A 23,992-nucleotide genomic window follows, 5' to 3' on the forward strand; every position below is an offset into this window, starting at 1 on the left:
TAACGAGACTCCAAGTAGCCTAATTCGATTCGACACCGAATACCATCGACACGTGGAACCCTCCAAGCGCGGCCGCCCGCGCAGCACCGACGCCGACCGGTCGATCCTCGAGGCGGCGCGCGACCTCCTGCTCGAGGGCGGCTACGACGCCCTCAACCTCGCCGCGGTGGCCGAGCGCGCCGGGGTGGCGAAGCAGACCGTCTACCGGCGCTGGAGCTCGAAGTCGCACCTCGTCGCCGGCGCCGTGCTCGCGGGGGTCCTGGCACCGAGCGGAATCGCGGCCGTCGCCGTCGCCGGTGCGGACCCTGGCGTCGGCGCCGAGGCCGCCGAGCCCCGCGAGGCATCCGATGAGCCGGGTGGACTCCACGAGTGGATGCGCCGCCTCGCGGCGAGCCTCGAGTCCCCCGCGAACGCCGCCACCGTGCGCGCCCTCGCCGCGGCCGCCGCCGATGACGACGACGACGCCGCACGACTGTACGAACGCTTCACCGGCCCGACCCGCCGCCTGCTCGTCGAGGTGCTCGAGGCCGGGCGCGACCGCGGCGAGGTGCGCACCGACGCCGACCTCGAGGCCGTGGCCGATGCGGTCTTCGGCGTCGCGCTCTATCGGATCCTGGCCCGCATCGACGACCCGGCCGCGGGCATCGACTCGCTCGCGACGATCCTCGTCGACGGCCTCGCGCCGCGCACCGCGACGCGCTGACACGGCGCCGGCACCGGCACCGGCACCGGGCGCAGCCGGCCGCTCACGGCCACGGAGCTCACCCCGCCGAGTCTGCGAGCACCCGCCCGCTGGCCGCCAGCACGAGCCGGCGCGGCATCACGCCGACGAGCCTGCTCATGAGCGAGTTCGCCCGGCCAGAGACGACGCTCGCGGGGGTTCGCCGCCGATCGAGCCGGTCGAGTGCGAGCGACACGACCTGTTCGGTCGTACGGAACCGGCCGACCGCCGCGTCCTCGGTGCCGACGACGTCGAAGAACTCGGTGCGCGTCGCCCCCGGGCTGAGGGTCAGCACGCGCAATCCCGATTCGCGGGTCTCGTAGGCGATCGCCTCGGTGAAACTCAGCACGAAGGCCTTCGATGCGCCGTAGATCGCCATGTTCGGGCAGGGCTGGTACGCCCCGGTGCTCGCGATGTTCACGAGAGCGCCGCGCCCGTCCTCCACGAGATCGGGGAGGAACGCGCGCGTGATCGAGACGAGCGCGGCGACGTTGAGCTGCACGAGCTCGTCGACGCGTGCCGCATCGGCGTCGACGAACGCGCCCTTCATGCCGAAGCCGGCGTTGTTGACGAGGGTCTGGATGCGGATGCCCCGCTCGTCGAGCTCGGCCCGCAGCATCGCCGCGGCACCGGGCCGCGCGAGGTCGAGCGCGATCGGGGTGGCGCGCACACCGTGCTCGCGCTCGATGCGCTCGGCGAGCTCGCGCAGCCGGTCTTCGCGGCGGGCGACGAGCACGACGTCGGCCCCGCGTCGTGCGAGCTGCAGCGCGAACTCGGTGCCGAGCCCCGAGCTCGCGCCGGTGATGAGTGCGGCGGTGGCGGTGAAGTCGATGGTCATGCCCGCAAATGTAGACACTGACAGCATTGTTGTCAATGCCTACTTCGCGATAGGGTGCTCGGGTGACCGAACGCGCCTACCACCACGGCAACCTGCGCCAGGCGCTGCTCGCCCGCGCCTGGGAGACGATCGACGCCGAGGGGCTCGACGCCCTCTCGCTCCGACGACTCGCGCGCGAGGTGGGCGTCAGCCACGGGGCATCCGCGCGCCATTTCACCGACCGCACCGCGCTGCTCGACGCGATCGCCGTCGCCGGGTTCGCCCGCATGAACGAGACGCTCGCGGCAGCCGTCGCGAGCGAACCGGCATTCGCGGGCCGGCTCCGCGCGGCGGGCCTCGCCTACGTCGGCTTCGCGGTCGAGCACCCCGCGATCCTCGACCTCATGTACAAGGCGAAGCACCATCCCGAGGCCTCCGCCGAGCTCGTCGAGCTGAGCCGCGCCAGCATGACGGCGGTGATCGCGCTCGTCGCCGAGGCGCAGGCGCGGGGCGAGATCCGCGAGGGCGACGTCGAACGGCAGGCGCTCGTCGTCTTCGCCGCGGTGCACGGCGTCGCCGCGCTCGCGACCGACGACCTGCTCGACGGCGTCGCCTGGCAGGACGCGGCCGACGCGACCATCGCCATGCTGGCCGGCGCCTACGTGCCGTGACCCCCGCGTCGACGGCTCGGGCGAGCGCCCGCGCTCGGACGAGACCGCCCGGGTCGCTGATGACTCACGGCCACCCGGCCAGGTGCGACACCTGCTCGGCGACGAGCACGACGGCGAGCACGATCATGGCGGCGCCCGACACCCGCGAGACGATGCGCATCGCCGAGGGCCGCAGGCGCAGCACCGCCCGCGCACCGAGGCCGACGCCCGTGTAGACGAGCGCGCAGCAGCCGACGAAGAGCAGGCCGAGCACGGCCAGCTGCACCGGGATCGGCCACGACCCCGCGGCATCCGTGAACTGGGGCAGCAGCACCACGAGCACGAGCAGCCCCTTCGGGTTGAGCCCGCTGACGCCCGCGCCCTGCGCGAGTCGACGCCACGGGCGATCGGATGCCACGGCGGGCAGCCGCCCGTCGTCGCCGCCCGCTGCCGGGCCCGCAGCGCCCGCCGGCGCGACGACGACCGGCGGGTCGCGCAGCACCCGCACGCCGAGGTGGATCAGGTACGCGGCCGCCGCGAAGGTGAGCGCGACGATCACCGCGGGCACCGCCGCGACCGCCGCGCCGACGCCGACCGCGACGGCGGCGACGATCGCGAGGTAGCCGAGGAGGACGCCGGCGAGCGGGGGCACGATGCTCCGCCCGCTCGCGCCCGCCGCGATGAGGTAGGCCCAGTCGGGGCCCGGCAGCAGCACCATGAGCGTCATCATGACCGAGCATGCGAGCAGCAGCTGCACGTCCATGGCGGGCCTCCTTCGTTCCGGACTCCTCGAAGGTAGGCGAATCGCGGGGGAAGCCGCTGCCGAATTCCACCTCTGCGAACCGCCTGCGTGGAAGAATTCACCACATGGATGCCACTGATCGGAGAATCCTTGCCGAACTGCAGCAGGACGGACGCCTGAGCCTCACCGAGCTGGCCGAACGCGTGCAGCTCAGCATGTCGCCGACCCACCGCCGCCTGCGCGCGCTCGAGGAGGCGGGCGCGATCACCGGCTACCGGGCGGTCATCGACCCCGAGCGGGTCGGCCTCGGCTTCGGCGCACTCGTGTTCATCACCATGGACCAGGCGAATCGCGCGACCGTGCCCGCGTTCGACGCGGCCGTGGCCGAGATCCCCGAGGTCATCCAGGCGCTGCGGCTCTTCGGCGACCCCGACTACCTCCTTCGCGTCGCCGTGCCCGACCTCGCGGCGTACCAGCGCCTGTGGGACGAGCGCCTCTCGGCGCTTCCGGGCGTGCGACGCGTCGAATCCACGCTCGTCATGAAGACCATCGTCGACGACCGGCCGCTGCCCATCTGAGGCGTTCGATCCGGACGCACGGATCTTTTGGGACGCTTGACTGGGACGCGCGTCCCACAATACGCTGCGAGCCATCGAGCAAGGAGGCTCACATGGCGCACCACGTTCACTCGAGATCCGCCGCAACACCGCTCGCCGAAGGTCGGCGACGACGCTCCATCCGCTCCATCCTCGGCATCGCCGCGATCGGCGCTCTGCTCCTCACCATTCCCGTCGCCCCGGCGTCCGCCGCCGAGAACTGGTGGGACGCCCCGAACCGCCCGGCCGTCGACGTCGAGCTCAACGTCACGGGGGCCCCGATCACGGGCGCGCCCGGCGGCGAGGTGCGGGGATTCATCGACTCGCACACGCACCTCAACTCGAACGAGGGCTTCGGCGGCCGCATGATCTGCGGTGCCCCGTTCTCGCCGAACGGCGTCGCCGACGCCCTGAAGGACTGCCCAGAGCACTACCCCGACGGCAGCGGCGCCCTGTTCGAGAACCTCACGAGCGACCCCGACGGGCACCACGACCCCGTCGGCTGGCCGACCTTCGCCGACTGGCCGAAGACCACGTCGATGAGCCACCAGGCCTCGTACTACGCCTGGGTCGAACGCTCCTGGCGCGCCGGCCAGCGGGTGCTCGTCAACGACCTCGTCACGAACGGCGTCATCTGCTCGCTGCCGATCATGCCGAAGGACCGCTCGTGCGACGAGATGACCGCGATCCGACTCGAGGCGCAGAAGGCGCGCGAGATGGAGGCGTACATCGACGGCATCTACGGCGGGGCGGGCAAGGGCTTCTTCCGCATCGTCACGACGCCCGAGCAGGCACGCGACGTGATCGAGGACGGCAAGCTCGCCGTCGTGCTCGGCGTCGAGATGAGCGAGCCGTTCGGCTGCAAGATGATCCTCGACGTCGCCCAGTGCTCCAAGGCCGACATCGACCGCGGGCTCGACGAGTTCGAGGCGCTCGGCATCTCGAGCATGTTCCTCTGCCACAAGTTCGACAACGCCCTCTGCGGCGTGCGGTTCGACACCGGCACCCAGGGCACGATCATCAACGTCGGCCAGTTCTACTCGACCGGCACGTACTGGCAGACCGAGGCGTGCACCGGGCCGCAGCACGACAACCCGATCGGCAACGCGGAGGTGCCCGAGGAGCTGCCGGGCGCCGACCCGCCGACCTACCCCTCGGGTGCGCAGTGCAACACGCGCGGGCTCACCTCGCTCGGCGAGTACGCCCTGCGGGCGGTGATGTCGCGCAACATGATGGTCGAGCTCGACCACATGAGCGTGAAGGCCGCGGGACGCGCCCTCGACATCCTCGAGGCCGACGGCTACCCCGGCGTGCTCTCGAGCCACAGCTGGATGGACTCGAACTGGTCGGAGCGCCTGTACCGGCTCGGCGGGTTCAAGACCGGCTACCCGCACGACGCCGAGGGCTTCCTCGACGAGTGGCGCGACACCGCGGCGCTCCGCGCGGAGTACGGCAAGGGCTACGGCTTCGGCCTCGACTTCAACGGCGTCGGCAGCCACCCCGCCGGCGGCACCGCTCCCGTCGCCGTGTCGTACCCGTTCACGGCGGCCGACGGCAGCACCGTCGTCGACCGCCAGGTCAGCGGGCAGCGCACCTTCGACATCAACACCGACGGATTCGCCCACTCGGGCCTCGCGCCCGACTACATCGAGCAGCTCCGGCTCGCGGGCGGCGGCGACGAGCTCGTCGACGACCTGATGTTGGGCGCCGAGTCGTACCTGCAGACCTGGGAGGCGACGCGCGGCCACGAGAGCGCGCAGAACCTCGCGACCGGCAAGGCCGCGACGTCGAGCTCGAACGAGTGGAACCCGTTCACGAGCTTCGCGCCCGGCCGGGCGGTCGACGGCAGGGCCGACACCCGCTGGGCGAGCGGCAACTGGGGCACGAGCCCGCAGTGGCTGCGCGTCGACCTCGGCGAGTCCCGTCCGCTCAGCCGCGTGACCGTGACGTGGGAGCGCTCGGCCGCGAAGGCGTACGAGGTGCAGCTCTCCGACGACGGGCAGAACTGGCGCACGGTCTGGTCGACCACCACGGGAGACGGCGGGCTCGACACGGCGTCGTTCACGCCGACGAGCGCCAGATACGTGCGGGTGCATTGCACCGAGCGCACCACGAAGTACGGGTACTCGATCTGGGAGCTCGGCGTCTTCGGCAGCTGATCGCGTCGGCTTCGCGGGCCCGGCGACGTCGTCGCCGGGCCCGTTGCGCGCCGTCGGCATCTCCGCGCCAGCACGGATGCTCCGCATCCGCGCCGCACCTACGCTGCCCCCATGAGCGGCACGCCGTCGCACCACTATCTCGTCGCGCTCGCCGACGGGGGCGGCACCGTGCCCGCCGAGCTCGGCGTCGCGCGCCGGCTCGTGGATCGCGGTCACCGGGTGACCGCGCTCGTCGACGAGTCGATGGCCGGGCCGAGCCGGGCCACCGGCGCCGCGGTGCACCTCTGGAGCGCCCGCCCGAGCACCGAGTTCCGCGACTGGGCGATCCGGAACCCGCTCGAGCTCGCGAAGAGCATGTCGGAGCACTACCTCGCCGGTCCGGCGCCCGGCCACTCGGCCGACACGCTCGCCGCCATCGACTCCGCACGCCCCGATCTCGTCGTGACGACCTTCTTCACCCTCGGAGCGATGATCGCGGCGGAGGCCCGGTCGGTGCCGTTCGACGTGCTCATGCCCAACGTCTACATCGCTCCGGTCCCGGGCCGCCCGCCCGGCGGAGCCGGGATGCGCCCGATGCGGGGCCCGCTCGGGAGGGTGCGCGATCGCATGGCGGGTTCCGCGACCACGAGGCTGCTCGACCGCTACACGGTGGAACCGCTGAACCGGGTCCGGGCGCGCAACGGCCTCGGGCCGATCGAGCACACCTGGGACCAGCTGCACCGCGCGCGCCGCGAGCTCGTGCTCACCACCGCCGAGTTCGAGTTCCCGGGCGACTACCCCGCGAACGTGCGCTTCGTCGGCCCGGTGCTCGACGACCCCGCATGGGCCGTCGCCGAGCACTTCGCACCGCCCGACGGCGATGCGCCGCTCGTGCTCGTGGCGCTCTCGTCAACGTTCCAGAACCACGCCGACTGCCTGCAGCGCATCGCCGACGCGCTGCGCGCCCTGCCGGTGCGCGGGTACATGACGACCGGGCCCGCCATTCCGCCGGAGCTGATCGACGCGCCCGGCAACACGGCCGTCGTGGCATCCGCGCCCCATCGCGAGGCGATGCGCCACGCGAGCGTCGTCGTGACGCACGGCGGGCACGGCACGGTCATGAAGGCGCTCGCCGCCGGCCTGCCGCTCGTGGTGCTGCACCACGGCCGCGATCAGGCCGACAACGCCGCCCGCGTCGTGAAGCGGGGCGCGGGCGTCGCGGTGCCGCGGCGCGCGCCGGCCGACGAGATCGCCGCGGCCATCGAGAAGGTGCTCGCGCACGACCGGTACCGGCTGGCCGCGGCCCGCCTCGGCGAGGCGATCAACCGGGATGTCGCGGCGAACGCCCTGCTCGACGAGCTCGGGAGCCTCGCCCCGGTCACAGCCCCTCCGCGATCTCCTTGATCGCGGCCAGTCGGCGCTCCCATTCGCGGCCGATGGCGTCGAGCCGTGCCGCGGTCGCGCTCAGCGACGAGCCGAGCACGCGGTAGCGCACCTCGCGGCCGACCCGCACGGGTTCGACGAGGCCGACCTCGGCGAGCACCGCGAGGTGCTTCGCGATCGCCTGGCGGGTCACGGGCAGCCGCTCGGCGAGGGCCGATGCCGAGGCATCCCCCTCGCCGAGCGCCGCGAGGATGCTCCACCGCGTCTCGTCACCCAGGGCGGCGAACACGGGAACCAGCGTCGCTGAGCTCATGCGTCGCCCTCGAGCAGGGCGACGAGCTTGTCGAGTTCGGAGACCCAGCCGTCGGCGTGCTCGGTCATGTTGAACTTCGGGTCGCTCGTGCGGTCGAACCCGGTCTCGACGACCGTGAGCTCGGTTCCGCCGTCGACCTCGTCGAGGGTGAACGTGAAGACGGTCGTCGTCGCCTCGTCGATGCCCTCGGGTCGCCGGGCCTGCGCGTCGTCGTTGCCCCAGCGGTACGAGACCGAGCGCGGGGCGTCGACCGCCTCGACGCGCAGCGGGATCACTCCGTACCCGTCGAACGTCATCGTGCCGGTGGCGCCGGCGCCGGCCCCGTCGAGCACGGTCTCGCCGAACCAGCGCGAGATGTGCTCGGGTTCGGTGACGGCTCGCCACACCTTGTCGCGGGGTGCGGCGATGCGGATCGTGCGTCGCACCGTGAAGGCCCCTTCATCGATGACGGATGCTTCGTTGCGGGTCATGCTCACCATGATCGCGCTCCTTCCGGCGAATGCCGTGGTGGATGTCTCGGCGATCGTTCGATCACCTGCAACTCGATAGTTGCATACCACCGATCGGGACGCAACCCTTTGGTTGCATTTACTCAGTCATCCGCAGGACGACGCTCCCGCGCTTGTGGCCGCCGTCGACGTACCGGTGCGCCTCGACCACCTCGTCGAAGGCGACGACGCGATCGATCACCGGTCGCAGCACCCCGGTCTCGGCGAGCGCGGCGAGCCGCTCCATGCCCGCGGCATCCATGCGGCCGCCCTCGTGGTCGACGACGAGCCCGCTGCGACGCGACTGCCGCTTTGCGAGGAGGAGCCCGTGCAGGTCGAGGATCACGAGGAGCAGCGCGCCGCCCGGCCGGAGGAGGTGCTCCACCCGCTCGAAGGGGGCGTTGCCGACGCACTCGACGATGACGTCGTAGCGAGCAGCCGCACCCGGCGAGCCGGCCACCGGCGTCGCGAAGTCCTCGCGGGTGTGGTCGATGACGTGCGCGGCGCCGAGCGAGCGCACGAGCTCGGCGTTGCGGGCGCTCGTGACCGCCGTCACCCGCGCGCCGCGCGCCGCGGCGAGCTGCACCGCCGCCGAGCCGACCGCGCCCGAGGCGCCGTTCACGAGCACCTCGCTGCCGGGGCCGATGTCGACGCGATCGAGGTAGCGCAGCGCCGTGTGCCCGCCGAAGACGATCGCCGCGGCCTCCTCGAACGAGAGGTTCGCGGGCTTGCGCGCGACCTGGCCGTCGGCGGCGATCGTCACGTACTCGGCATGGCAGCCCATGCGCGAGCCGCGCATCACGATGACCTCGTCGCCGACGGCGAAGCGCTCGACGCCGTCGCCGACCGCCGCGACGACGCCGGCGGCGTCCATGCCGAGCACGCGCACCTTCGGCCGGAACAGCCCGACCGTCGGCGCGACCATCAGGCCGAAGCCGCGCGGCAGCCGGCGCGCGCGCATCCGCTCGTCGGCGACGCTCACGGTCGACGCCCTGACGCGGACGAGCAGTTCGCCGGGGCCCGGCTCGGGGCGGGGCAGCTCGACGAGCCGCACGACCTCGGGCGGCCCGAATCGCTCGATGCGTGCGGCGCGCATGGTGGCGGGCAGCTCGTCGGGCCGCCGATCGCGACGGTCGCGGCCCGGCTCGCCGACGAGCTCGTCGTCGCGGCGCGGCCGCCTGGTCTCGGGGTGCGATCCGATGGACATGCGAGGCTCCCTTACGTCGTAAGTCTTACGTCGTAAGATACGCCGTGGGGCGAGCGTTGTCCAGACCCCCGCCGAGATACCTGACGTTGTACGGTGAGACCATGCCGAGAACCGCCGAGCGCACCCCGCTCAGTCGCGAACGCGTGCTGCAGACGGCCCTGCGGCTCGCCGACCGCGACGGCCTCGACCGGCTGACGATGCGCGCCCTCGCCGACGAGCTCGGCGTCGAGGCGATGTCGATCTACTACCACCTGCCCAACAAGCCGGCGATCCTCGACGGGCTCATCGAGCAGGTCTTCGCCGAGATCGCGGCCGAGACGGGCGGCTTCGCACCGCCCCCGACGGATGCCACGAGCTGGTCGGACGCGCTGCGCTCGCGCATCCTCGGGGCGCGCCGGGTGCTGCTGCGGCATCCGTGGGCCCCGGCGCTCATGAACGTGCGCGGCACCCCCGGCACCCTCGCGATCGCCTACGCCGACGGCGTCGTCGGCATCATGCGCGGCGGCGGGCTCTCGCACGATCTCATCCACCACGGATTGCACGCGATCGGCAGCCGTATGTACGGCTACGTGCAGGAGCTCAACGACGACAACGCCGCCGACCCTCCCGCCGACCCGGCGCAGTTCGCCGCCCTCGCCCCGCACCTCGCGGCGATGCTCGCCGACGTCGCGCACGACGACCCCGACTCGACGCTCGGCTGGTGCGACGACCAGACCGAGTTCGAGTTCGGGCTCGACCTGCTGCTCGAGGGGCTCGAGCGTCGCAGGGTCGCCGAGGCGCGCTGACACCCGTCGCCACCGCGGCGGGCCCGGCGACGCGTCACGTCGCCGGGCCCGCCGCTCCCCCCGATCTCCCCCCGGTTCTTCGCGCCCCCTCAGCGCACGCTCTCGAGGAAGTCGCGGGTGCGCTGCCGCTGCGGACGGTCGAGCACCTCCTCGGGCCTTCCCGCCTCCACGACGACGCCGCCGTCCATGAACACCACCTGGTCGGCCACGCCCCGGGCGAAGCCGATCTCGTGGGTGACGACGATCATGGTCATGCCGTCGTTCGCCAGCTCGCGCATCACGTCGAGCACGTCGCCGACGAGCTCGGGATCGAGCGCCGAGGTCGGCTCGTCGAAGAGCATCAGCTTCGGGTCCATGGCGAGCGCGCGGGCGATCGCGACGCGCTGCTGCTGGCCGCCCGAGAGCTGCGACGGGTAGTGCCCGGCGAAGTCGGCGAGGCCGACGCGGTCGAGCAGCTCGAGCGCGCGCGCCTTCGCCTTCGCGCGCGGCACCCCGGCGATGCCGACGGGGGCCTCGGTGATGTTCTCGAGCGCCGTGAGGTGCGGGAAGAGGTTGAACTTCTGGAACACCATGCCGATGTCGCGACGCTGCCTGGCGATCTGCCGCGGCGTCATCTCGTGGATGTCGTGGCCCGCCTGCCGGTAGCCGATGAGCTCGCCGTCGACGATGATGCGGCCTCCGTCGATCGACTCGAGGTGGTTGATGCAGCGCAGCAGCGTCGACTTGCCCGAGCCCGAGGGGCCGAGCAGCACGGTCACGGTCCCCTCGGGCACGGCGAGCGAGACGTCGCGCAGCACCTGGTGGGCGCCGAAGCTCTTGCGCACCCGGCGGATCTCGACGAGGGGCCGGACCTCGGCCTCGACAGCGGCGACCGGGCCGGCGGTGGGGGCGATGGTGTTCATACGGCGCTGACCGCCTTCGTCTCGGGCGCGGGCTCGACGGCACGGCGCGTGGTGAACGTCGCCCGCAGCCGCTGCAGCGGCGTCGGCGGCAGGGTGCGGCTCGAGCCGCGCCCGAACCGGCGTTCGAGGTAGTACTGCGGGATCGAGAGGATGCTCGTCATCAGCAGGTACCAGAGGCTCGCGACGATGAGCAGCTCGACCTGCTTGAGGTTCTGCGACGAGATCACGGTCGCCTGCGTGTAGATCTCGAGCACCGCGATGACCGAGAGCAGCGAGGTGTTCTTCAGCATCGAGATGGTCTCGTTGCCCATCGGCGGGATGATCACCCGCATCGCCTGCGGCAGCAGCACCCGCCGGAAGGTGTAGAGCGGCGACATCCCGAGGGAGAACGCGGCCTCGCGCTGCCCCTCGTCGACCGACACCATGCCGGCGCGCACGATCTCCGACGAGTACGCGGCCTGGTTGAGCGTCAGCGCGAGCAGGCCCGCGACCATCGCCGTGATCAGCACGTTCGTGTCGATCTGCCAGAACACGACGTCGGTGAAGGGGATGCCGATGGTGAGCTGCTCGTACAGCAGCCCGAGGTAGCCCCACAGCACGATCTGCACGAGCAGCGGCGTGCCGCGGAACGCCCACACGTAGAACCAGGCGACCGTCGAGAGCACCGGGTTCGACGAGAGCCGCATCGCGGCGATGACGATCGCGAGCAGCGTCGAGACCACCATCGCGATGAGCGTGATCACGAGCGTCAGCACGACGCCGTCGATGATGCGCGGGTCGACGAGGAACTGCCCGATGGCCGCGAAGTCGATGTTGGGGTTCGTCAGCACCGAGCTCACGAACCCGGCGGCGAGGAGCAGCACCGCGGCGGCGCTGATCCACCGCCACGGGCGGCGCAGCGGGATCGCCCGCACGTCGTCGTCCGTGGCATCCGTCGCGAATGCGGCCGCCCGCCCGGCGGGCGCCGTCGGTGCGGTCGTCATTCCGCCGCCCCCTGGTTCACCTCGGCCGACTCGACGGCGTAGGCGGCGATGTTGTTGCGCTCGAGCACCGCCTGGTAGGCGCCCTCGTCGATGAGCGCCTGCAGGGCCTGGCGCACCGCCTCGACGAGCTCGGTCTCGTCCTTGAGGATGCCGATGCCGCTGTAGACCGGGTTGAATCCGGCCGGGTTCTCGGGGTCTCGCACGACGTCGAACGCCTCACCGTCGTCGGTCGTCGCGGCGACGTACTCGGCCACGACCGCGTCGGCGACGTAGGCGTCGCTCTTGCCCGCGCGCAGGGCCGTCTGCGCGTCGAGGTCGCTCGGCAGCTCGGTCACGGTCACGGGATCGCCGTCGCAGTCCATCGCCCGCAGCAGCTCGCCCTGCACGGTCGCCTTCTGCACGGCGACGGTCTTGCCGCAGAGGTCCTGCTGGGTGGTGACGCCGACCTCGTTGCCGGCCTGCACGAGGATCGCGAAGCCGCCGTGCGTGTAGTCGACGAAGCTCACCGTCTCCTGTCGCTCGGGGGTGTCGTTCATGCCGCTCATGATGAGGTCGTTCTTGTTCGCCTGGAGCGACGGGATCACGGAGTCGAAGGCCTGCTTGTTGAGCGACACGTCGATGCCGAGCTTCTGACCGAGGAGCCGCCCGAGCTCGGGGTCGAAGCCGACGGCGCGGTTCGTCTCGTCGTACATCGCCATCGGCGGGAACGGGATGTCGAGGGCGATGTCGAGCCGGCCCTTCTCGACGATCTCCTCGGGCAGCAGCGCGGTGAGCTTCGCGTCGACGGTCGTCGAGACCTCGTCGCCCGTCGGCTGATCGGGGCCCTGGGCGGCCTCGGCGCCCGAGCCGGAGCCCGAGCAGCCGGTCAGCGCGAGGGCGAGGGCGGCCGCGGCGGCGGTCGCGCCGACGAGGGTGGTGGTGCGTGCGTTCATCGTGACTTCCTTGTCATGGGTGGGACTGGTGGGACGGGGTGGTGGGACGGTGAGGGTGGGCGGTGAGGGGGTCGGCCGGGCGCTGCGGGCCGGATGCCTCAGGCGAGCGCCTCGGCTCCGGCCATCGCCGGAGCGTGCGTGGCGAGCAGGTCGTCGTAGCTCTCACGACGGGCGACGAGCCGGGCGTCGCCCTCGCGGGCGAAGACGATCGCGGGCTTCAGGGCGCCGTTGTAGTTGTTCGACATCGTGTAGGCGTACGCGCCGGTCGCGGCCATGACGACGAGGTCGCCGACGCGCGCCGACGGCATGGGGGCGCCGTCGACGAGCAGGTCGCCCGACTCGCACTGTCGGCCGACGAGCTGCACCGACTCGGTCCACGGCTCGTGGAGCCGGTCGGCGAGGATCGCCTCGTAGCGCTGCTGGGTGAGCGCGATGTCCATCTGGTCGGCGAGGCCGCCGTCGACCGCGACGAAGGTGCGGCCGGTGCGCTTGACCGTCGTGACCCGGTAGAGGGTGACGCCGGCGCGCGCGACGACCGAGCGCCCGGGCTCGATCATGAGCTTCGCGTCGGCCGGCAGGTGGGCTCGCGCGGCCGCGACGACCGCGTCGAGGTAGGCGCCGACCTCGGGCGCCTCCTCCGCGTAGGTGTACGCGATCCCGAGTCCGCCGCCGACGTCGTAGGTGCCGAAGGTGCCGACGCCCGAGATCTTCTCGACGGCCTCGGCGAACTGCGCGACATCCAGGATCTGCGAGCCGATGTGGAGGTGCACGCCCTCGAAGCGCATCAGGGGGTGGGCCTGCATGCGGGCGATCGCCCGGGCGGCCTGGTCGATCGGCAGGCCGAACTTCGAGTTCTGGCCGCCCGTCGCCTGCGAGGCGTGCGTCTTCGCCTCGACGCCGGGGATGACGCGCAGCAGCAGGCGCTGGGGCCGGTCGAGCAGGCGCTCGAGCCGGTCGAGCTCGTCGTCGTTGTCGACGATGATCGCGCCGATGCCGGCGTCGAGCGCCATCCGCAGCTCGGCGTCGGTCTTCGCGTTGCCGTGGAAGTAGAGGCGTTCGGGGTCCACGCCCGCGGCGAGCGCGAGCCGCAGCTCGCCGCCGCCCGCGATGTCGACCGCGAGCCCCTCCTCCTGGGCGAGCCGGTACATGCCGACGGCCGGCAGCGACTTCGAGGCGAAGAGCACGTCGGAGTTCGGCCAGCGCTCGCGGAGCCCGTCGATGAACCGGCGGATCTGGCGGCGCAGCCCGGTCTCGTCGTAGACGTGCAGCGGGGTGCCGAAGCGCTCGGCGAGCTCGGTGACGGCGACGCCGCCGATCTCGAGCACGCCGTCGGCGTTCGCGGTCGCCTCCTCGGGCAGGATCCGCCAGAGCTCGCCGAGGCGAGTGCCGTCGGGTGCGGGCCGGTCCGTGGTCATGCTGTCCTCCTCGTGGGCGGCGCCTTCGCCGTCGCGCTGGCCAGCCTAGAAAGATCGCCTCACCGTGTGATTGTCGATCTCGGATAGATTCACCACATGGATGCAGGGATTTCTCCAAGCGGCGTGCTGCGATCGTCGGGTCCACGCGTGACGCTCTCAGAGCTCGTCGAGCAGCTCGGCCCGCGCACCGCGACGCCGATCGGGGCGCTCGGCCCGGGAATCGCCGTGACCGGCACGGAGTTCATCGACATCGTCGACGAACTGACGGATGCCCCGGGCACGCTGCTGCTCGCGCCGTCGACCGCGTCGCTCTCGACCGCCCGGCTCGCCGCCATCGCCGCCGCCGCGGCCGAGCAGGGGGCCGCCGGACTGGCCGTGAAGTGCAGCGCCGAGCGCGTGCCCGCCCTCGCGGCGATCGCCGACGCGACCGGACTGCCGATCGTGCGGGTCGCCGACCGCATCAGCTGGCGGCTGCTCGACGCGCAGCTCACCCACCTGCTCGGCGAGGCCGACGCGCCGCTCGCCGGCCCGCAGGACCGTGGCGCCGAGCCGTTGTTCGCGATCGCGAACGAGCTCGCCGGGTTCTTCGGCGGCTCCGTCGCCATCGAAGACCTCAGCCGCAACATCCTCGCGTACTCCTCGGTGCCGGGGCAGGTCATCGACGCGCTCCGCACCCACGGCATCCTCGCGCGGCAGGTCCCCGCCTCCCCCTACAACGACGACCAGTACCGCACGGTGCTGCGCAGCGACCGCCCCATCAAGTACCCGCGCCTCGGCGACGAGGAGCCGCGGGTCGCATTCGCGATCCGCGCGGGCGCGCTGCCGCTCGGCTCGATCTGGGCGATCGACGCCTCGGGCGAGGGCCCGACCACGCCCGAGCAGGAGGAGCGGATGCGGCGGGCGAGCGCCCTCGCGGGAGCCCACCTGCTCGACGACCTCCGCGCGCACGCGACCAACCAGCGTCCCCGCGAGGACCGCCTGCGCACCCTCCTCACCGGCATCGAGCTCACCGGCACCGAGTTCGCCGAGCTCGGCATCGAGGAGGAGCGCGGCGCCGCCCTCCTCGCCGTCGAGGTGCCGGGCGCGGGCCCGACGGCGGTCGCGCAGCTCCGCTCGACCGTCATCCGCCACCTCGTGCTGCATCGGCCCGACGCCGTCGCCGTCGCGCACCGCGGTCGCGTCTACGCCCTCTTCGCGGCCGGCTCCGTCGATGAGGCCGTGCGCTCGGCGGAGCCGCTGCTGCCGCTCGTCGACCGCCTCGTGGGCGACGGCATCCGCATCGCGGTCTCGGGGCCCGCGCACCGCTCGGGCGACGTCGCGGGCGCGCGCGAGCTCGCCGACCGGCTGCTCGAGACGGCGGCACGCGCGGGCGACCCCCGCGCCCGGCGCATCGTGACGGCCGCCGAGCTGCGGCCCCAGCTCGTGGTCGAGCGCGCCGCCGAGCTGCTCGCGACGGCGCCCGAGCTGCGCGACCCGGCGATCGACGCACTCGCCGAGCACGAGGCGACGGCGACCGTCGCCGAGACCGTGCTCGCCTGGCTCGAGTGCTTCGGCAACGTCGCCCAGACCGCCGACCGGCTCGGCGTGCACGAGAACACCGTGCGCCACCGCCTGCGTCGCGCCGCCGAGGTGCACGGCCTCCGCCTCGAGCACGCCGACGACCGGCTCGCCGCCTGGCTGCAGCTGCGCGCGGCGGCGCGCTGAGCCCGACGACCGGCTCGCCGCCTGGCTGCAGCTGCGCGCGGCGGCACGCTGAGCACGACCGCTGCGTGCCCGGCCCCGAACGCCTACTCGGCCACCTCGCGGATGAAGCCGACCACGTGATCGCGCAGCGCCTCGACGCGGCGGTCGCGGGCCGCCTCGACGTCGAAGCCGAGGTAGGCGACGGGCGGGCGCTTGCGCGCGTTCGCCGAGCACTGGAAGTCGGCGCACACGAGCGTGCCGACGGTGTCGCCCTTGCGGCCCGCCGCTCCGGCCCGCCGCGCCACGAAGAAGAGCACGTCGTTCGGCAGGTGCACGTCCTCGCACCACGAGCACTGCGGCCGCGAGCGCAGCCGGCCCTCGGCGCGCCTCAGCATGACGCCGACGAGCTCGCCGCCGACGGACGCCACGACGTAGGCGACGTTCGGCAGCTTGCGGTCGCGCCAGCCGAGGAAGTCGCGGCGCTCCCAGTCGAGCTCGGCGAAGTCGGCCGGCAGGCTGAGGGCGGCGCGCTCGCGCACGCTGGCGTTGATGAACGATGCGCGGATCTGCGCGTCGGTGATGGGGAGCATGAATCTGAACCTGTTCTGTTCGCCGCCGAGACGGGCGGCACGCTGACGTGGGGGTGACCGGTCGCAGGCGCGACCGACCGCGGCCCGCGGCGTCGAACGCCGCCGGCCTGGGGCGGGGTCACCTCATCGCGGCGCACGAGGCGCCCGCGACCCCCTCACGCCCGCGCACGATGGCGGGCAGCTCAGCACGATTCACAGTGGGGCAGTCTACACAGCGGCATCCTGCGACCCACCCGGCGCACGCGGCGCACGCCCCTGCACCCTCCCCTCGACCGCCGTCGCCCGGCGGCGTATCGTGGCCGCCGAAGCGAATGGCCGAACAAGGGGGTCACCGATGGCCGAGCTCTCACCCATCCAGCCGTGCCTGTGGTTCGACGATCAGGCCCGCGAGGCGATGGAGTACTACGTCGGCGTGTTCCCCGACTCGCGCATCAACCGCATCGACGAGTACCCCGACGAGTCGCTCGACGAGCACTTCGCGGGCATGAGCGGGAAGGTGCTCAACGGGCAGTTCACCCTGAACGGGGTCGACTTCGTCTGCCTCGACGGCGGCCCGCTGTTCACGTTCAACGAGTCGATCTCGTTCGTCGTCTCGTGCGCCGACCAGGCCGAGATCGACCGCTACTGGGCCGCGCTCTCCCACGTGCCCGAGTCGGAGCAGTGCGGCTGGTGCAAGGACCGCTTCGGGGTCAGCTGGCAGGTCATCCCGGCGAACATGGACGAGCTGACCCGGCGGCCCGAGCAGATCCAGGTCATGATGCGGCAGAAGAAGGTCGTGATCTCGGAGCTCGAGAACGCCTGAGCCTCCGCTACTCGATCGCCGGCACCCCGGCGTCGTCGGGCACCCACTCGAGCAGGTCGCCGGGCTGGCACTCGAGCACCCGGCACATGGCGTCGAGCGTCGAGAAGCGCACGGCCTTCGCCCGCCCGTTCTTCAGCACGCCGACGTTCGCCGGCGTGAGCCCGATGCGCTCGGCGAACTCGCCGACGCTCATCTTGCGGCGGGCGAGCTCGACGTCGATGCGCACGACGATGGGCATCAGATCACCTCGTCGAGGTCGCTGCGCAGCACCGTGGCACGGCGCAGCAGCACGCGCATGACGACCATCGTGAGCACGACGACGGCACCGACCAGCACCATACCCGTGAGCAGGATCGGCAGCCCGGGGTCGCGCAGTTCGGGGGTGACGTAGATGACGGTGACGAGCGTGGCGGCGAGGCCGGCGAGCAGCAGCCAGCCGACGACCATCGCCCAGACGATCGCGTCGACCCAGCGGAAGGCCCGCTCGCTGAAGATGCGGTCGTCGCGCACGAGGTCGAGCAGGCGCCAGATGCAGACGATGACGACCTGGAAGCACGCGGCCTCGAGCACGGCGACTGCGAGCATGAGCCACGGAAGCGCGCCGCGCTCGGGATGCTCGGCCGCCATGTGCGAGAACTGCCCCGGCAGGCTGAGCAGCTGCGCCACGAGGAGCCCGGCGAACACCAGCACGAGCAGCACCTTGAGGGGCACGATGACCTGGTCGATCTTCAACATGAATCGACTCTCGTTCATTATCGATCGATTGTCAATCGATAGACGCGGTCGGTTAGGCTCGCCGCATGCCCCTTGCCGCGGTCCTGCTCTGCGTCGTCCTCGGCCTGCTCGCCGTGTTCCAGCTCGCCCTGATCCTCGGCGCCCCGATCGGGCGATTCGCCTGGGGCGGGCAGCACGAGGTGCTCCCGACGCGCCTGCGCATCGGCAGTGCGGTGTCGATCGTGATCTACGCGCTCATCGGCGCGATCGCCCTCGACCGGGCCGGCCTCATCGACGTCGTGCCCGACCCGGTCTCGACCGTCGCGATGTGGATCGTGTTCGGCTACTTCGTGCTCGGCATCGCGCTCAACGCGATCTCGCGCAGCCGCCCCGAGCGCCTCACCATGGCGCCCGTCAGCGCGGCGCTCGCGCTGCTGAGCCTGCTCGTCGCGATCGGCTGACGCGGGCGCTCCGCTCAGAGGTACTGCTTGAACCCCACGTGGGATGCCTCGAAGCCGAGCCGCTCGTAGAAGCGGTGCGCGTCGTCGCGTCGCGCGTCGCTCGTGAGCTGCACGAGTCGCGCCCCGCCGGCACGCGCGTGCTCGACGGCCCAGCCGATCATCGCCGATCCGACGCCGCCGCCCCGCAGGTCTTCGGCGACGCGGACCGCCTCGATCTGCATCCGCGTCGCGCCGCCGCGCGAGAGGCCCGGGATGAAGGTGAGCTGCATGGTGCCGACGATCCGCCCGTCGACGGCTTCGAGCGCGACCAGCAGCTGCGCGGCATCCGCATCGATGACGTCGAACGCGCGACGGTACCCGGCGAGCGTCTCGTCGTCGAAGGCGAACTCGGCCGAGCGCAGCCGGTCGGCGGCCATGAGCGCGACGAGCGCGTCGACGTCGTCGCGGCGGGCGCGGCGCAGGGTGTAGGCGGCGTTCGGGGTCTCGATCGTGGTGAGGGTCACCCGACCACGCTCTCACACGGCGGGCGGCCCCGTCGTTGCTACTCCCCCGTCGCGGCGTCGTCGATGATCACGTAGAGCTTGCGCACGGTCTCGTGCACGTGCCACACGCCGCGCCAGCCGCTCGGCGTCACGAGGGTGTCGCCGGCGCCGAAGGTCACGGGCTCCTCGCCCTCGACCTCGATCGTCACCCGCCCCGAGAGGAACTGGCAGACCTCGGCGTAGCCCTCACGGGTGGCGGCGAAGCGGCCCGGCGTGCACTCCCAGTACCCGGCGTCCACGCCGGGAACGCTCCAGAGCGAGTCGGATGCCTCGAGCACCCCCTCCTCGAGCGCGGTCGGCTTCGGGGCGAAGGGGCCGAGGTCGCGTGCGAGCGGGTCGAGCGCGGCGACGGTCGCCGCGTCGGGCTGGTCGGTCATGGTCTCCTCCGGGGTCAGCGCCTCCCGCAGAGCGGCTTCTGCAGGAAATCGGTCGCGATGGGTCGATATTCGGGTGTCTCAGTGCAGATCTCCTGCGGAAGCCGCGACGCGGCTCAGCGGCCGGCGACGAGGTCGGCGACCTTCGCGATGGGCGAGGTCGTCGCGCGGCCGCGCTGCTCGCCCCGGTCGGCGGCGTGGTAGGCCGTGTAGATCGCCTGGACGGCGAGCCAGCGCAGCGGCTCCACCTCCCAGTTGCGGGCCCGGTGGCCAACCCAGGGCAGGCGGGTGAACTCGGTGTCCTGCCCGAGCACGAGGTCGCGCAGCGTGCGGCCGGCGAGGTTCGTCGCGGTGACGCCCGTGCCGACGTAACCGCCGGCCCAGCCGAGCCCGGTCGTCCGGTCGTGGCCGACGGTGGCAGCCCAGTCGCGGGGCACGCCGAGCACGCCCGACCAGGCGTGGTCGATCGCGGCGCGCCGGGTCGACGGGAAGAAGCGGTTGAGGAGGGCGGTGAGGCTCTCGATCGTGCGCTGCTGCGTCTGCCCGTCCTGGTCGACGTGCGAGCCGTATCTGTAGGGCACGCCGCGGCCGCCGAACGCGATGCGGTCGTCGGCGGTGCGCTGCGCGTACATGTAGACGTGGGCGAAGTCGCCGAGGACCTCGCGGCCGTTCCAGCCGATCTCGTCCCAGACGGCGGGTGCGAGCGGTTCGGTCACGATGAGCGAGGAGTTCATCGGCAGCCAGGTGCGGTGCAGGCCCTTGAGGTCGGGCGTGAAGCCCTCGGTCGCGCGCAGCACGTGCGCCGCGCGCACGGTGCCGTGGTCGGTGCGGGCCTCGCCGGGCACGATCTCGGTGACGGTCGTGCCCTCGTAGATCGCGACGCCGAGGCGCTCGACGGCCTGCGCGAGGCCGAGCGCGAGCTTCGCGGGGTGGATGCGCGCGGCGTGCGGGTGCCAGATGCCGCCCTGCACGCCGGCGACGTTGATGCGGGCTGCGGCGGCCTTCGCGTCGAGCACCTCGACGTCGGTCGCGGGCCACGACTGCTCCGACGCGGCCGCGGCCGTGAGGCGGGCGAGCTGTGCGGGGTTCAGGGCGACCTCGAACTCGCCGCCCTTGCGGATGTCGGCGTCGATACCCTCGGCCGCGGCGATCGCGATGACCTCGTCGACCGTCGCGTTGAGCGCCCGCTGCTGCGCGATCGCGGCCTCGCGGCCGTGCGTCTTCACGTACTGGGCGCGACCGCCCGTGACCGAGTTCGTGAGCCAGCCGCCGTTGCGGCCCGACGCCCCGTAGCCGGCGAACCGGCGCTCGAGCACCGCGACGCGCAGGTCGGGCTGGTCGCGCTTCAGGTAGTAGGCGGCCCACAGGCCCGTGTAGCCGCCGCCGACGATCGCGACGTCGACGTCGAGATCTCCCGGCAGTGCGGGCCTCGGGGTCGGCACGCCGACCTGCTGCAGCCAGAACGAGACGCCGCCGTTCACCGTCATGCGGGGTGTTCTCCATCTTCGTCGAGGGGTTTCGGCCGCGAGCGGCACGTCGCCGAGGCATCCGGATCGAAGCGGAGAAATCGGCGTGTTGTACAACAGTGTTTTGAAACGTACCCTCGACGTGTCAGGCTGTCAAACGACGAAGCGAAGACGGAGCGGAGGGAGGGCCAGTGCCGATCGAGGTCGACCCCGACGAGCGCCTCGCCGACATCGCCCGCGCGACGGTCGAGGTCGCACGCGAGCGCGGCACGCGTGCTGTGACGCTGCGCGCCGTCGCCGAGCGCCTCGACCGCTCGACCGCGTACATCACGAACTTCGTGCCGTCGCGCGCGCTGCTCATGGCGAACGCCCTCGACCACGCCCGCGCCCAGTGGGACGAGTCGCGCGCCGCCCACCTCGGCGACCTCGTGGGCGTCGAGCGCCTCGCCGAGCTCACTCGCTGGATGTGCTCGTCCTCTCCCGAGGAGAACGTGCTGCGCAGCCTCTGGATCGAGGTCATCGCCGACGTGCGCGGCGCGAACCGGCGCGCCTACGAGGTCGTCAGGGGCGTGACGGATGCCACCTACGGCAAGTTCCTCGCGGGCGCCGAGCACATCGTGGCGAGCGGCGAGCCGGTCGACCGCGTGGCCGCCGCGCACATCGCCGACATCCTCTACCTGTACTGCCGCGGCTACGAGGTCAAGGCGGTGGAGGACCCCGCGGCCTGGACCGACGAACGCGTGCAGGCCTCGCTCGAGGTGCTGCTCCGCGCGCTCGTCTTCGACGGCGCCGAGGCGCGCTGACGTTCAGTCAACACTTGGATACAAGTTGTATCCTTCGGGCATGGGCAGCAAGCAGACGACCCCGACCCCCGGCGAACCGACCACCGCGACCGACCGACCGGGGCACGCGACGGCGCACGCCGCCGGCCTCGAACGACGGCTGCGCCGCGCGCGCACGCTCAACGTCGTGCTCGGCGTGGCGACCGCGTTCCTCCTCGTGATCGCCATCGCCCAGGCGTTCCCGCAGACGACGAGTGCGGCGGCGCCGGCCGCGGGCACCGGGCCCGAGGCATCCGCCCGGCCGAGCGCAGCGGCCGAGAACCCGGCGATCGCGCTCCGCGATCCCGACGACCCGCTCGCCATCGGCGACGTCGACGCCCCCGTGGTGCTCGTCGAGTGGGCCGACTTCCGCTGCCCCTTCTGCGCCGTCTTCACCAACCAGACCCTCCCCGTCATCCTCGACGAGTACGTCGAGACGGGGCTCGTGCGGTACGAGTTCCGCGACGTCGCCTTCTTCGGCGACGACTCGACCGCCGCCGCGGTCGCGGCCCGCGCCGCGGGCGAGCAGGGCCGCTTCCCCGAGTACCTCGAGGTGCTCTACGCCGCCGCCCCCGAGCAGGGCCACCCCGATATGCCGCGCGAGAAGCTCGTCGGCTTCGCGAAGGAGGCGGGCGTCCCCGACCTCGCGACGTTCGAGGCCGACCTCGATCGAGCCGACCTCCGCGAGGCGGTCGCCGCGAGCACCGCGCAGGCGCAGCAGCTCGGCGTGAGCGGCGTGCCGTTCTTCGTCGTCGGCGACCAGGCGCTCTCGGGCGCGCAGCCGCTCGACGCCGTGCGGGCGTTCCTCGACGAGCAGTTGCTCGCCGCCGGCATCGACGCCGCCGAGCTGCCGACCGCCGGCTAGCGGGTCGTGGACCTCGGCTTCGCCGGCGCGTTCATCGGCGGCATCCTCACCCTGCTGAGCCCGTGCTCGGTGATGCTGCTGCCCGCCTTCTTCGCCTACGCGTTCACCTCGCCGACGCGGCTCGTCGCCCGCACCGGGGTCTTCGCGCTCGGCCTCATGACCACCCTCGTGCCGATCGGCGTGCTCTCGGGCACGGTCGGGGCGTTCGTCAGCGCCAACCGCACCCTGCTCGTCACGATCGCCGCGGTGGTCGTCATCGCGCTGGGGCTCGTGCAGGCACTCGGGATCCCGCTGCCCTGGTTCACCCGCGACACGGGCGCGGGCGACGGGGCGGGCGACGCCGGCTCCGTGGCATCCGTGTACCTGCTCGGCACCGTCTACGGACTCGCCGGGATCTGCGCCGGGCCGGTGCTCGGCTCGGTGCTCACCCTCGCCGCGCTCGGCGGCAGCCCCCTCTACGGCGGGCTCGCCCTCGCGGTCTTCGCCCTCGGCATGACGGTGCCCCTCTTCGTGCTCGCGTTCGCCTGGTCGCGGTCGCCGTGGATCCGCCGGATCGTGCGCCCCCGGACGATCCGCATCGGCCGGTGGTCGAACACGTGGACGCAGCTCGTCGCCGGTCTCCTCGGCATCGGCCTCGGCGTGCTGCTCATCGCCACCGACGGCACCGCCGGGCTCACCGGGCTGCTGGGCGCATCGCAGCAGTTCGCGATCGAGTCGAGCGCGCTGCGGCTCACCGCAGGGGTGCCCGACCTCGTCTTCGTCGCGATCGCGGTCGCGATCCTCGTGGCGGTGTGGCTGCTGCACCGCCGGGTCGCGCGACGGTCCGCCGCGGTCGCGCAGCGTGCCGCCCCGGTCGACGGCGCCGGGTCGGCGCAGCCGGAGTCCGGGGCACCGGCCCCGTGAGTCACGAACCGGCACCGATGGATGCGACCAACCCCGGGAGCGGCCATGATGGGCGGGTGCCGACCATCGACAGCGCAGCACTGCGCGCCTACGCCGCGACCCGAGCGGCGATCCTCGACGGCACCCATCGCCCGGGCACCATGCTGAGCGAGAACGAGCTCGCCGGGCGGCTCGGCATGAGCCGCACCCCGGTGCGTGCGGCGCTGGCGCGCCTGCAGGACGAGGGGTGGATCACGATCTACCCGAAGCGCGGCGCGCTCGTGCGCGAGCTCGGCCCGCGCGAGATCGCCGACCTTGCCGACGCCCGCCTCATCCTCGAGGCGATGGGCGTGCAGCGGGCGACGAGCGCGGTGCGCCGCGCCCTCGCCGACCGGCTCGAGCCGCAGCTCGTCGACCAGCGGGCGGCGCTCGTCGCCCACGACCTCGACCGCTTCGTCGAGCTGACGATCGCCTTCCACCGCTCGTTCGTCGAGGCATCCGGCAATGCCGTGCTCGTCGAGATCGGCGACCGGCTCGCCGACCGGCAGCGGCTGCTGCTCAGCGCCCACCGCGACACGCTCTTCGATCGCGTCGACGAGACGATCGCCGAGCACCTCGCCCTCCTCGAGGCGCTGCGGGCCGACGACCCCTCGGGCTTCGCCGAGGCGCTGCGGGTCCACATCATGGATACGCACGGTCCCGAGCTCGGGCCGGTCTGAG

At 72.5% G+C, this 23,992-nt stretch carries 28 protein-coding genes; 13 read left to right on the plus strand and 15 right to left on the minus strand.

The window, feature by feature from the left end; all coding sequences use genetic code 11:
• Positions 1 to 52: 52 nt before the first annotated feature.
• A complete protein-coding gene (locus ACFVSL_RS02560; protein WP_386938211.1) occupies positions 53 to 703 on the plus strand; it encodes a TetR/AcrR family transcriptional regulator in 651 nt (216 codons plus the stop codon).
• Positions 704 to 761: 58 nt separating this feature from the next.
• Here ACFVSL_RS02560 and ACFVSL_RS02565 read toward each other — a convergent pair whose 3' ends face one another.
• The gene (locus tag ACFVSL_RS02565) at positions 762 to 1,559 is read right to left on the minus strand and encodes an SDR family NAD(P)-dependent oxidoreductase (protein ID WP_386938213.1); all 798 of its coding nucleotides are present in this window, start codon (positions 1,557 to 1,559) and stop codon (positions 762 to 764) included.
• 62 nt (positions 1,560 to 1,621) lie between these two features.
• On the opposite strand from ACFVSL_RS02565, the gene ACFVSL_RS02570 reads away from it, so the two are divergent.
• Entirely contained in the window at positions 1,622 to 2,209 is a 588-nt protein-coding gene (locus ACFVSL_RS02570) for a TetR/AcrR family transcriptional regulator (RefSeq protein WP_386938215.1), read from the plus strand.
• 64 nt (positions 2,210 to 2,273) lie between these two features.
• Here the strand turns inward: ACFVSL_RS02570 and ACFVSL_RS02575 are convergent, their stop codons facing one another.
• Positions 2,274 to 2,951 (minus strand): LysE family translocator, encoded by a 678-nt coding sequence (locus tag ACFVSL_RS02575; RefSeq protein ID WP_386938217.1) that lies wholly within the window; start codon positions 2,949 to 2,951, stop codon positions 2,274 to 2,276.
• Between the two features lie 104 nt (positions 2,952 to 3,055).
• Between ACFVSL_RS02575 and ACFVSL_RS02580 the strand changes: the two genes are divergently transcribed.
• From ACFVSL_RS02580 to ACFVSL_RS02590, 3 genes are all read left to right on the plus strand, one after another.
• Positions 3,056 to 3,508: an Lrp/AsnC family transcriptional regulator gene (locus ACFVSL_RS02580; RefSeq protein WP_386938219.1), complete on the plus strand. Its 453-nt coding sequence runs from the start codon at positions 3,056 to 3,058 to the stop codon at positions 3,506 to 3,508.
• A gap of 92 nt (positions 3,509 to 3,600) precedes the next feature.
• Positions 3,601 to 5,685 (plus strand): discoidin domain-containing protein, encoded by a 2,085-nt coding sequence (locus tag ACFVSL_RS02585; RefSeq protein ID WP_386938221.1) that lies wholly within the window; start codon positions 3,601 to 3,603, stop codon positions 5,683 to 5,685.
• A gap of 111 nt (positions 5,686 to 5,796) precedes the next feature.
• A complete protein-coding gene (locus ACFVSL_RS02590; protein WP_386938222.1) occupies positions 5,797 to 7,068 on the plus strand; it encodes a glycosyltransferase in 1,272 nt (423 codons plus the stop codon).
• Here ACFVSL_RS02590 and ACFVSL_RS02595 read toward each other — a convergent pair.
• The 3 genes from ACFVSL_RS02595 to ACFVSL_RS02605 form a co-directional block, all read right to left on the minus strand.
• Positions 7,043 to 7,360: an ArsR/SmtB family transcription factor gene (locus ACFVSL_RS02595; protein WP_386938224.1), complete on the minus strand. Its 318-nt coding sequence runs from the start codon at positions 7,358 to 7,360 to the stop codon at positions 7,043 to 7,045. The two genes, ACFVSL_RS02590 and ACFVSL_RS02595, sit on opposite strands and share 26 nt — an antisense overlap.
• A complete protein-coding gene (locus ACFVSL_RS02600) occupies positions 7,357 to 7,830 on the minus strand; it encodes an SRPBCC domain-containing protein (protein ID WP_386938226.1) in 474 nt (157 codons plus the stop codon). The genes ACFVSL_RS02595 and ACFVSL_RS02600 overlap by 4 nt, the downstream gene beginning before the upstream one ends.
• A gap of 118 nt (positions 7,831 to 7,948) precedes the next feature.
• Entirely contained in the window at positions 7,949 to 9,055 is a 1,107-nt protein-coding gene (locus ACFVSL_RS02605; RefSeq protein ID WP_386938228.1) for an NAD(P)-dependent alcohol dehydrogenase, read from the minus strand.
• A gap of 101 nt (positions 9,056 to 9,156) precedes the next feature.
• Here ACFVSL_RS02605 and ACFVSL_RS02610 point away from each other — a divergent pair, with 101 nt between their 5' ends.
• On the plus strand, positions 9,157 to 9,840 hold the full coding sequence (locus ACFVSL_RS02610) for a TetR/AcrR family transcriptional regulator (RefSeq protein ID WP_386938230.1): 684 nt from the start codon (positions 9,157 to 9,159) through the stop codon (positions 9,838 to 9,840).
• An 89-nt stretch (positions 9,841 to 9,929) separates the two neighbouring features.
• Here ACFVSL_RS02610 and ACFVSL_RS02615 read toward each other — a convergent pair whose 3' ends face one another.
• The 4 genes from ACFVSL_RS02615 to lysA form a co-directional block, all read right to left on the minus strand.
• The gene (locus ACFVSL_RS02615; protein WP_386938232.1) at positions 9,930 to 10,742 is read right to left on the minus strand and encodes an amino acid ABC transporter ATP-binding protein; all 813 of its coding nucleotides are present in this window, start codon (positions 10,740 to 10,742) and stop codon (positions 9,930 to 9,932) included.
• Entirely contained in the window at positions 10,739 to 11,725 is a 987-nt protein-coding gene (locus tag ACFVSL_RS02620; RefSeq protein ID WP_386938234.1) for an amino acid ABC transporter permease, read from the minus strand. Before ACFVSL_RS02620 ends, ACFVSL_RS02615 begins: the two co-directional genes overlap by 4 nt.
• Positions 11,722 to 12,657, minus strand: coding sequence for an ABC transporter substrate-binding protein (locus tag ACFVSL_RS02625; RefSeq protein ID WP_386938236.1), 936 nt, complete (start codon positions 12,655 to 12,657; stop codon positions 11,722 to 11,724). Before ACFVSL_RS02625 ends, ACFVSL_RS02620 begins: the two co-directional genes overlap by 4 nt.
• Positions 12,658 to 12,755: 98 nt before the next feature.
• Positions 12,756 to 14,072 carry a diaminopimelate decarboxylase gene (gene lysA / locus ACFVSL_RS02630; protein ID WP_386938238.1) on the minus strand — a complete coding sequence of 439 codons (1,317 nt, stop codon included), beginning with the start codon at positions 14,070 to 14,072 and terminating at the stop codon, positions 12,756 to 12,758.
• A gap of 147 nt (positions 14,073 to 14,219) precedes the next feature.
• Between lysA and ACFVSL_RS02635 the strand changes: the two genes are divergently transcribed.
• Positions 14,220 to 15,776, plus strand: coding sequence for a PucR family transcriptional regulator (locus ACFVSL_RS02635; protein ID WP_386938239.1), 1,557 nt, complete (start codon positions 14,220 to 14,222; stop codon positions 15,774 to 15,776).
• A gap of 83 nt (positions 15,777 to 15,859) precedes the next feature.
• On the opposite strand, the gene ACFVSL_RS02640 is transcribed toward ACFVSL_RS02635, so the two are convergent.
• Positions 15,860 to 16,345 carry an FBP domain-containing protein gene (locus ACFVSL_RS02640; protein WP_386938241.1) on the minus strand — a complete coding sequence of 162 codons (486 nt, stop codon included), beginning with the start codon at positions 16,343 to 16,345 and terminating at the stop codon, positions 15,860 to 15,862.
• 334 nt (positions 16,346 to 16,679) lie between these two features.
• Here ACFVSL_RS02640 and ACFVSL_RS02645 point away from each other — a divergent pair, with 334 nt between their 5' ends.
• The gene (locus ACFVSL_RS02645; RefSeq protein WP_386938242.1) at positions 16,680 to 17,147 is read left to right on the plus strand and encodes a VOC family protein; all 468 of its coding nucleotides are present in this window, start codon (positions 16,680 to 16,682) and stop codon (positions 17,145 to 17,147) included.
• 7 nt (positions 17,148 to 17,154) lie between these two features.
• Here the strand turns inward: ACFVSL_RS02645 and ACFVSL_RS02650 are convergent, their stop codons facing one another.
• Positions 17,155 to 17,385, minus strand: a complete 231-nt coding sequence (locus ACFVSL_RS02650; protein ID WP_386938244.1) for a helix-turn-helix domain-containing protein — start codon at positions 17,383 to 17,385, stop codon at positions 17,155 to 17,157.
• On the minus strand, positions 17,385 to 17,882 hold the full coding sequence (locus tag ACFVSL_RS02655) for a DUF2975 domain-containing protein (protein ID WP_386938245.1): 498 nt from the start codon (positions 17,880 to 17,882) through the stop codon (positions 17,385 to 17,387). Before ACFVSL_RS02655 ends, ACFVSL_RS02650 begins: the two co-directional genes overlap by 1 nt.
• Positions 17,883 to 17,947: 65 nt before the next feature.
• Between ACFVSL_RS02655 and ACFVSL_RS02660 the strand changes: the two genes are divergently transcribed.
• Positions 17,948 to 18,322, plus strand: coding sequence for a hypothetical protein (locus tag ACFVSL_RS02660; RefSeq protein ID WP_386938247.1), 375 nt, complete (start codon positions 17,948 to 17,950; stop codon positions 18,320 to 18,322).
• A 14-nt stretch (positions 18,323 to 18,336) separates the two neighbouring features.
• Here ACFVSL_RS02660 and ACFVSL_RS02665 read toward each other — a convergent pair whose 3' ends face one another.
• The 3 genes from ACFVSL_RS02665 to ACFVSL_RS02675 form a co-directional block, all read right to left on the minus strand.
• The gene (locus tag ACFVSL_RS02665) at positions 18,337 to 18,825 is read right to left on the minus strand and encodes a GNAT family N-acetyltransferase (protein ID WP_386938249.1); all 489 of its coding nucleotides are present in this window, start codon (positions 18,823 to 18,825) and stop codon (positions 18,337 to 18,339) included.
• Between the two features lie 38 nt (positions 18,826 to 18,863).
• Positions 18,864 to 19,241, minus strand: coding sequence for a cupin domain-containing protein (locus ACFVSL_RS02670; protein ID WP_386938251.1), 378 nt, complete (start codon positions 19,239 to 19,241; stop codon positions 18,864 to 18,866).
• 113 nt (positions 19,242 to 19,354) lie between these two features.
• Entirely contained in the window at positions 19,355 to 20,725 is a 1,371-nt protein-coding gene (locus tag ACFVSL_RS02675) for an NAD(P)/FAD-dependent oxidoreductase (protein ID WP_386938253.1), read from the minus strand.
• Between the two features lie 170 nt (positions 20,726 to 20,895).
• Here ACFVSL_RS02675 and ACFVSL_RS02680 point away from each other — a divergent pair, with 170 nt between their 5' ends.
• The 4 genes from ACFVSL_RS02680 to ACFVSL_RS02695 are packed head-to-tail and all read left to right on the plus strand — an operon-like array spanning position 20,896 to position 23,991.
• Positions 20,896 to 21,507: a hypothetical protein gene (locus tag ACFVSL_RS02680; RefSeq protein ID WP_386938255.1), complete on the plus strand. Its 612-nt coding sequence runs from the start codon at positions 20,896 to 20,898 to the stop codon at positions 21,505 to 21,507.
• Between the two features lie 40 nt (positions 21,508 to 21,547).
• Complete coding sequence (locus ACFVSL_RS02685; RefSeq protein WP_386938256.1) at positions 21,548 to 22,390, plus strand: DsbA family protein; 843 nt, start codon at positions 21,548 to 21,550, stop codon at positions 22,388 to 22,390.
• Between the two features lie 6 nt (positions 22,391 to 22,396).
• Positions 22,397 to 23,293 carry a cytochrome c biogenesis protein CcdA gene (locus tag ACFVSL_RS02690; RefSeq protein WP_386938258.1) on the plus strand — a complete coding sequence of 299 codons (897 nt, stop codon included), beginning with the start codon at positions 22,397 to 22,399 and terminating at the stop codon, positions 23,291 to 23,293.
• Between the two features lie 56 nt (positions 23,294 to 23,349).
• Positions 23,350 to 23,991, plus strand: a complete 642-nt coding sequence (locus ACFVSL_RS02695; RefSeq protein WP_386938260.1) for a GntR family transcriptional regulator — start codon at positions 23,350 to 23,352, stop codon at positions 23,989 to 23,991.
• Position 23,992: the final 1 nt, after the last annotated feature.

The organism is Agromyces sp. NPDC058064 (assembly GCF_042885275.1).
GTDB lineage: Bacteria > Actinomycetota > Actinomycetes > Actinomycetales > Microbacteriaceae > Agromyces.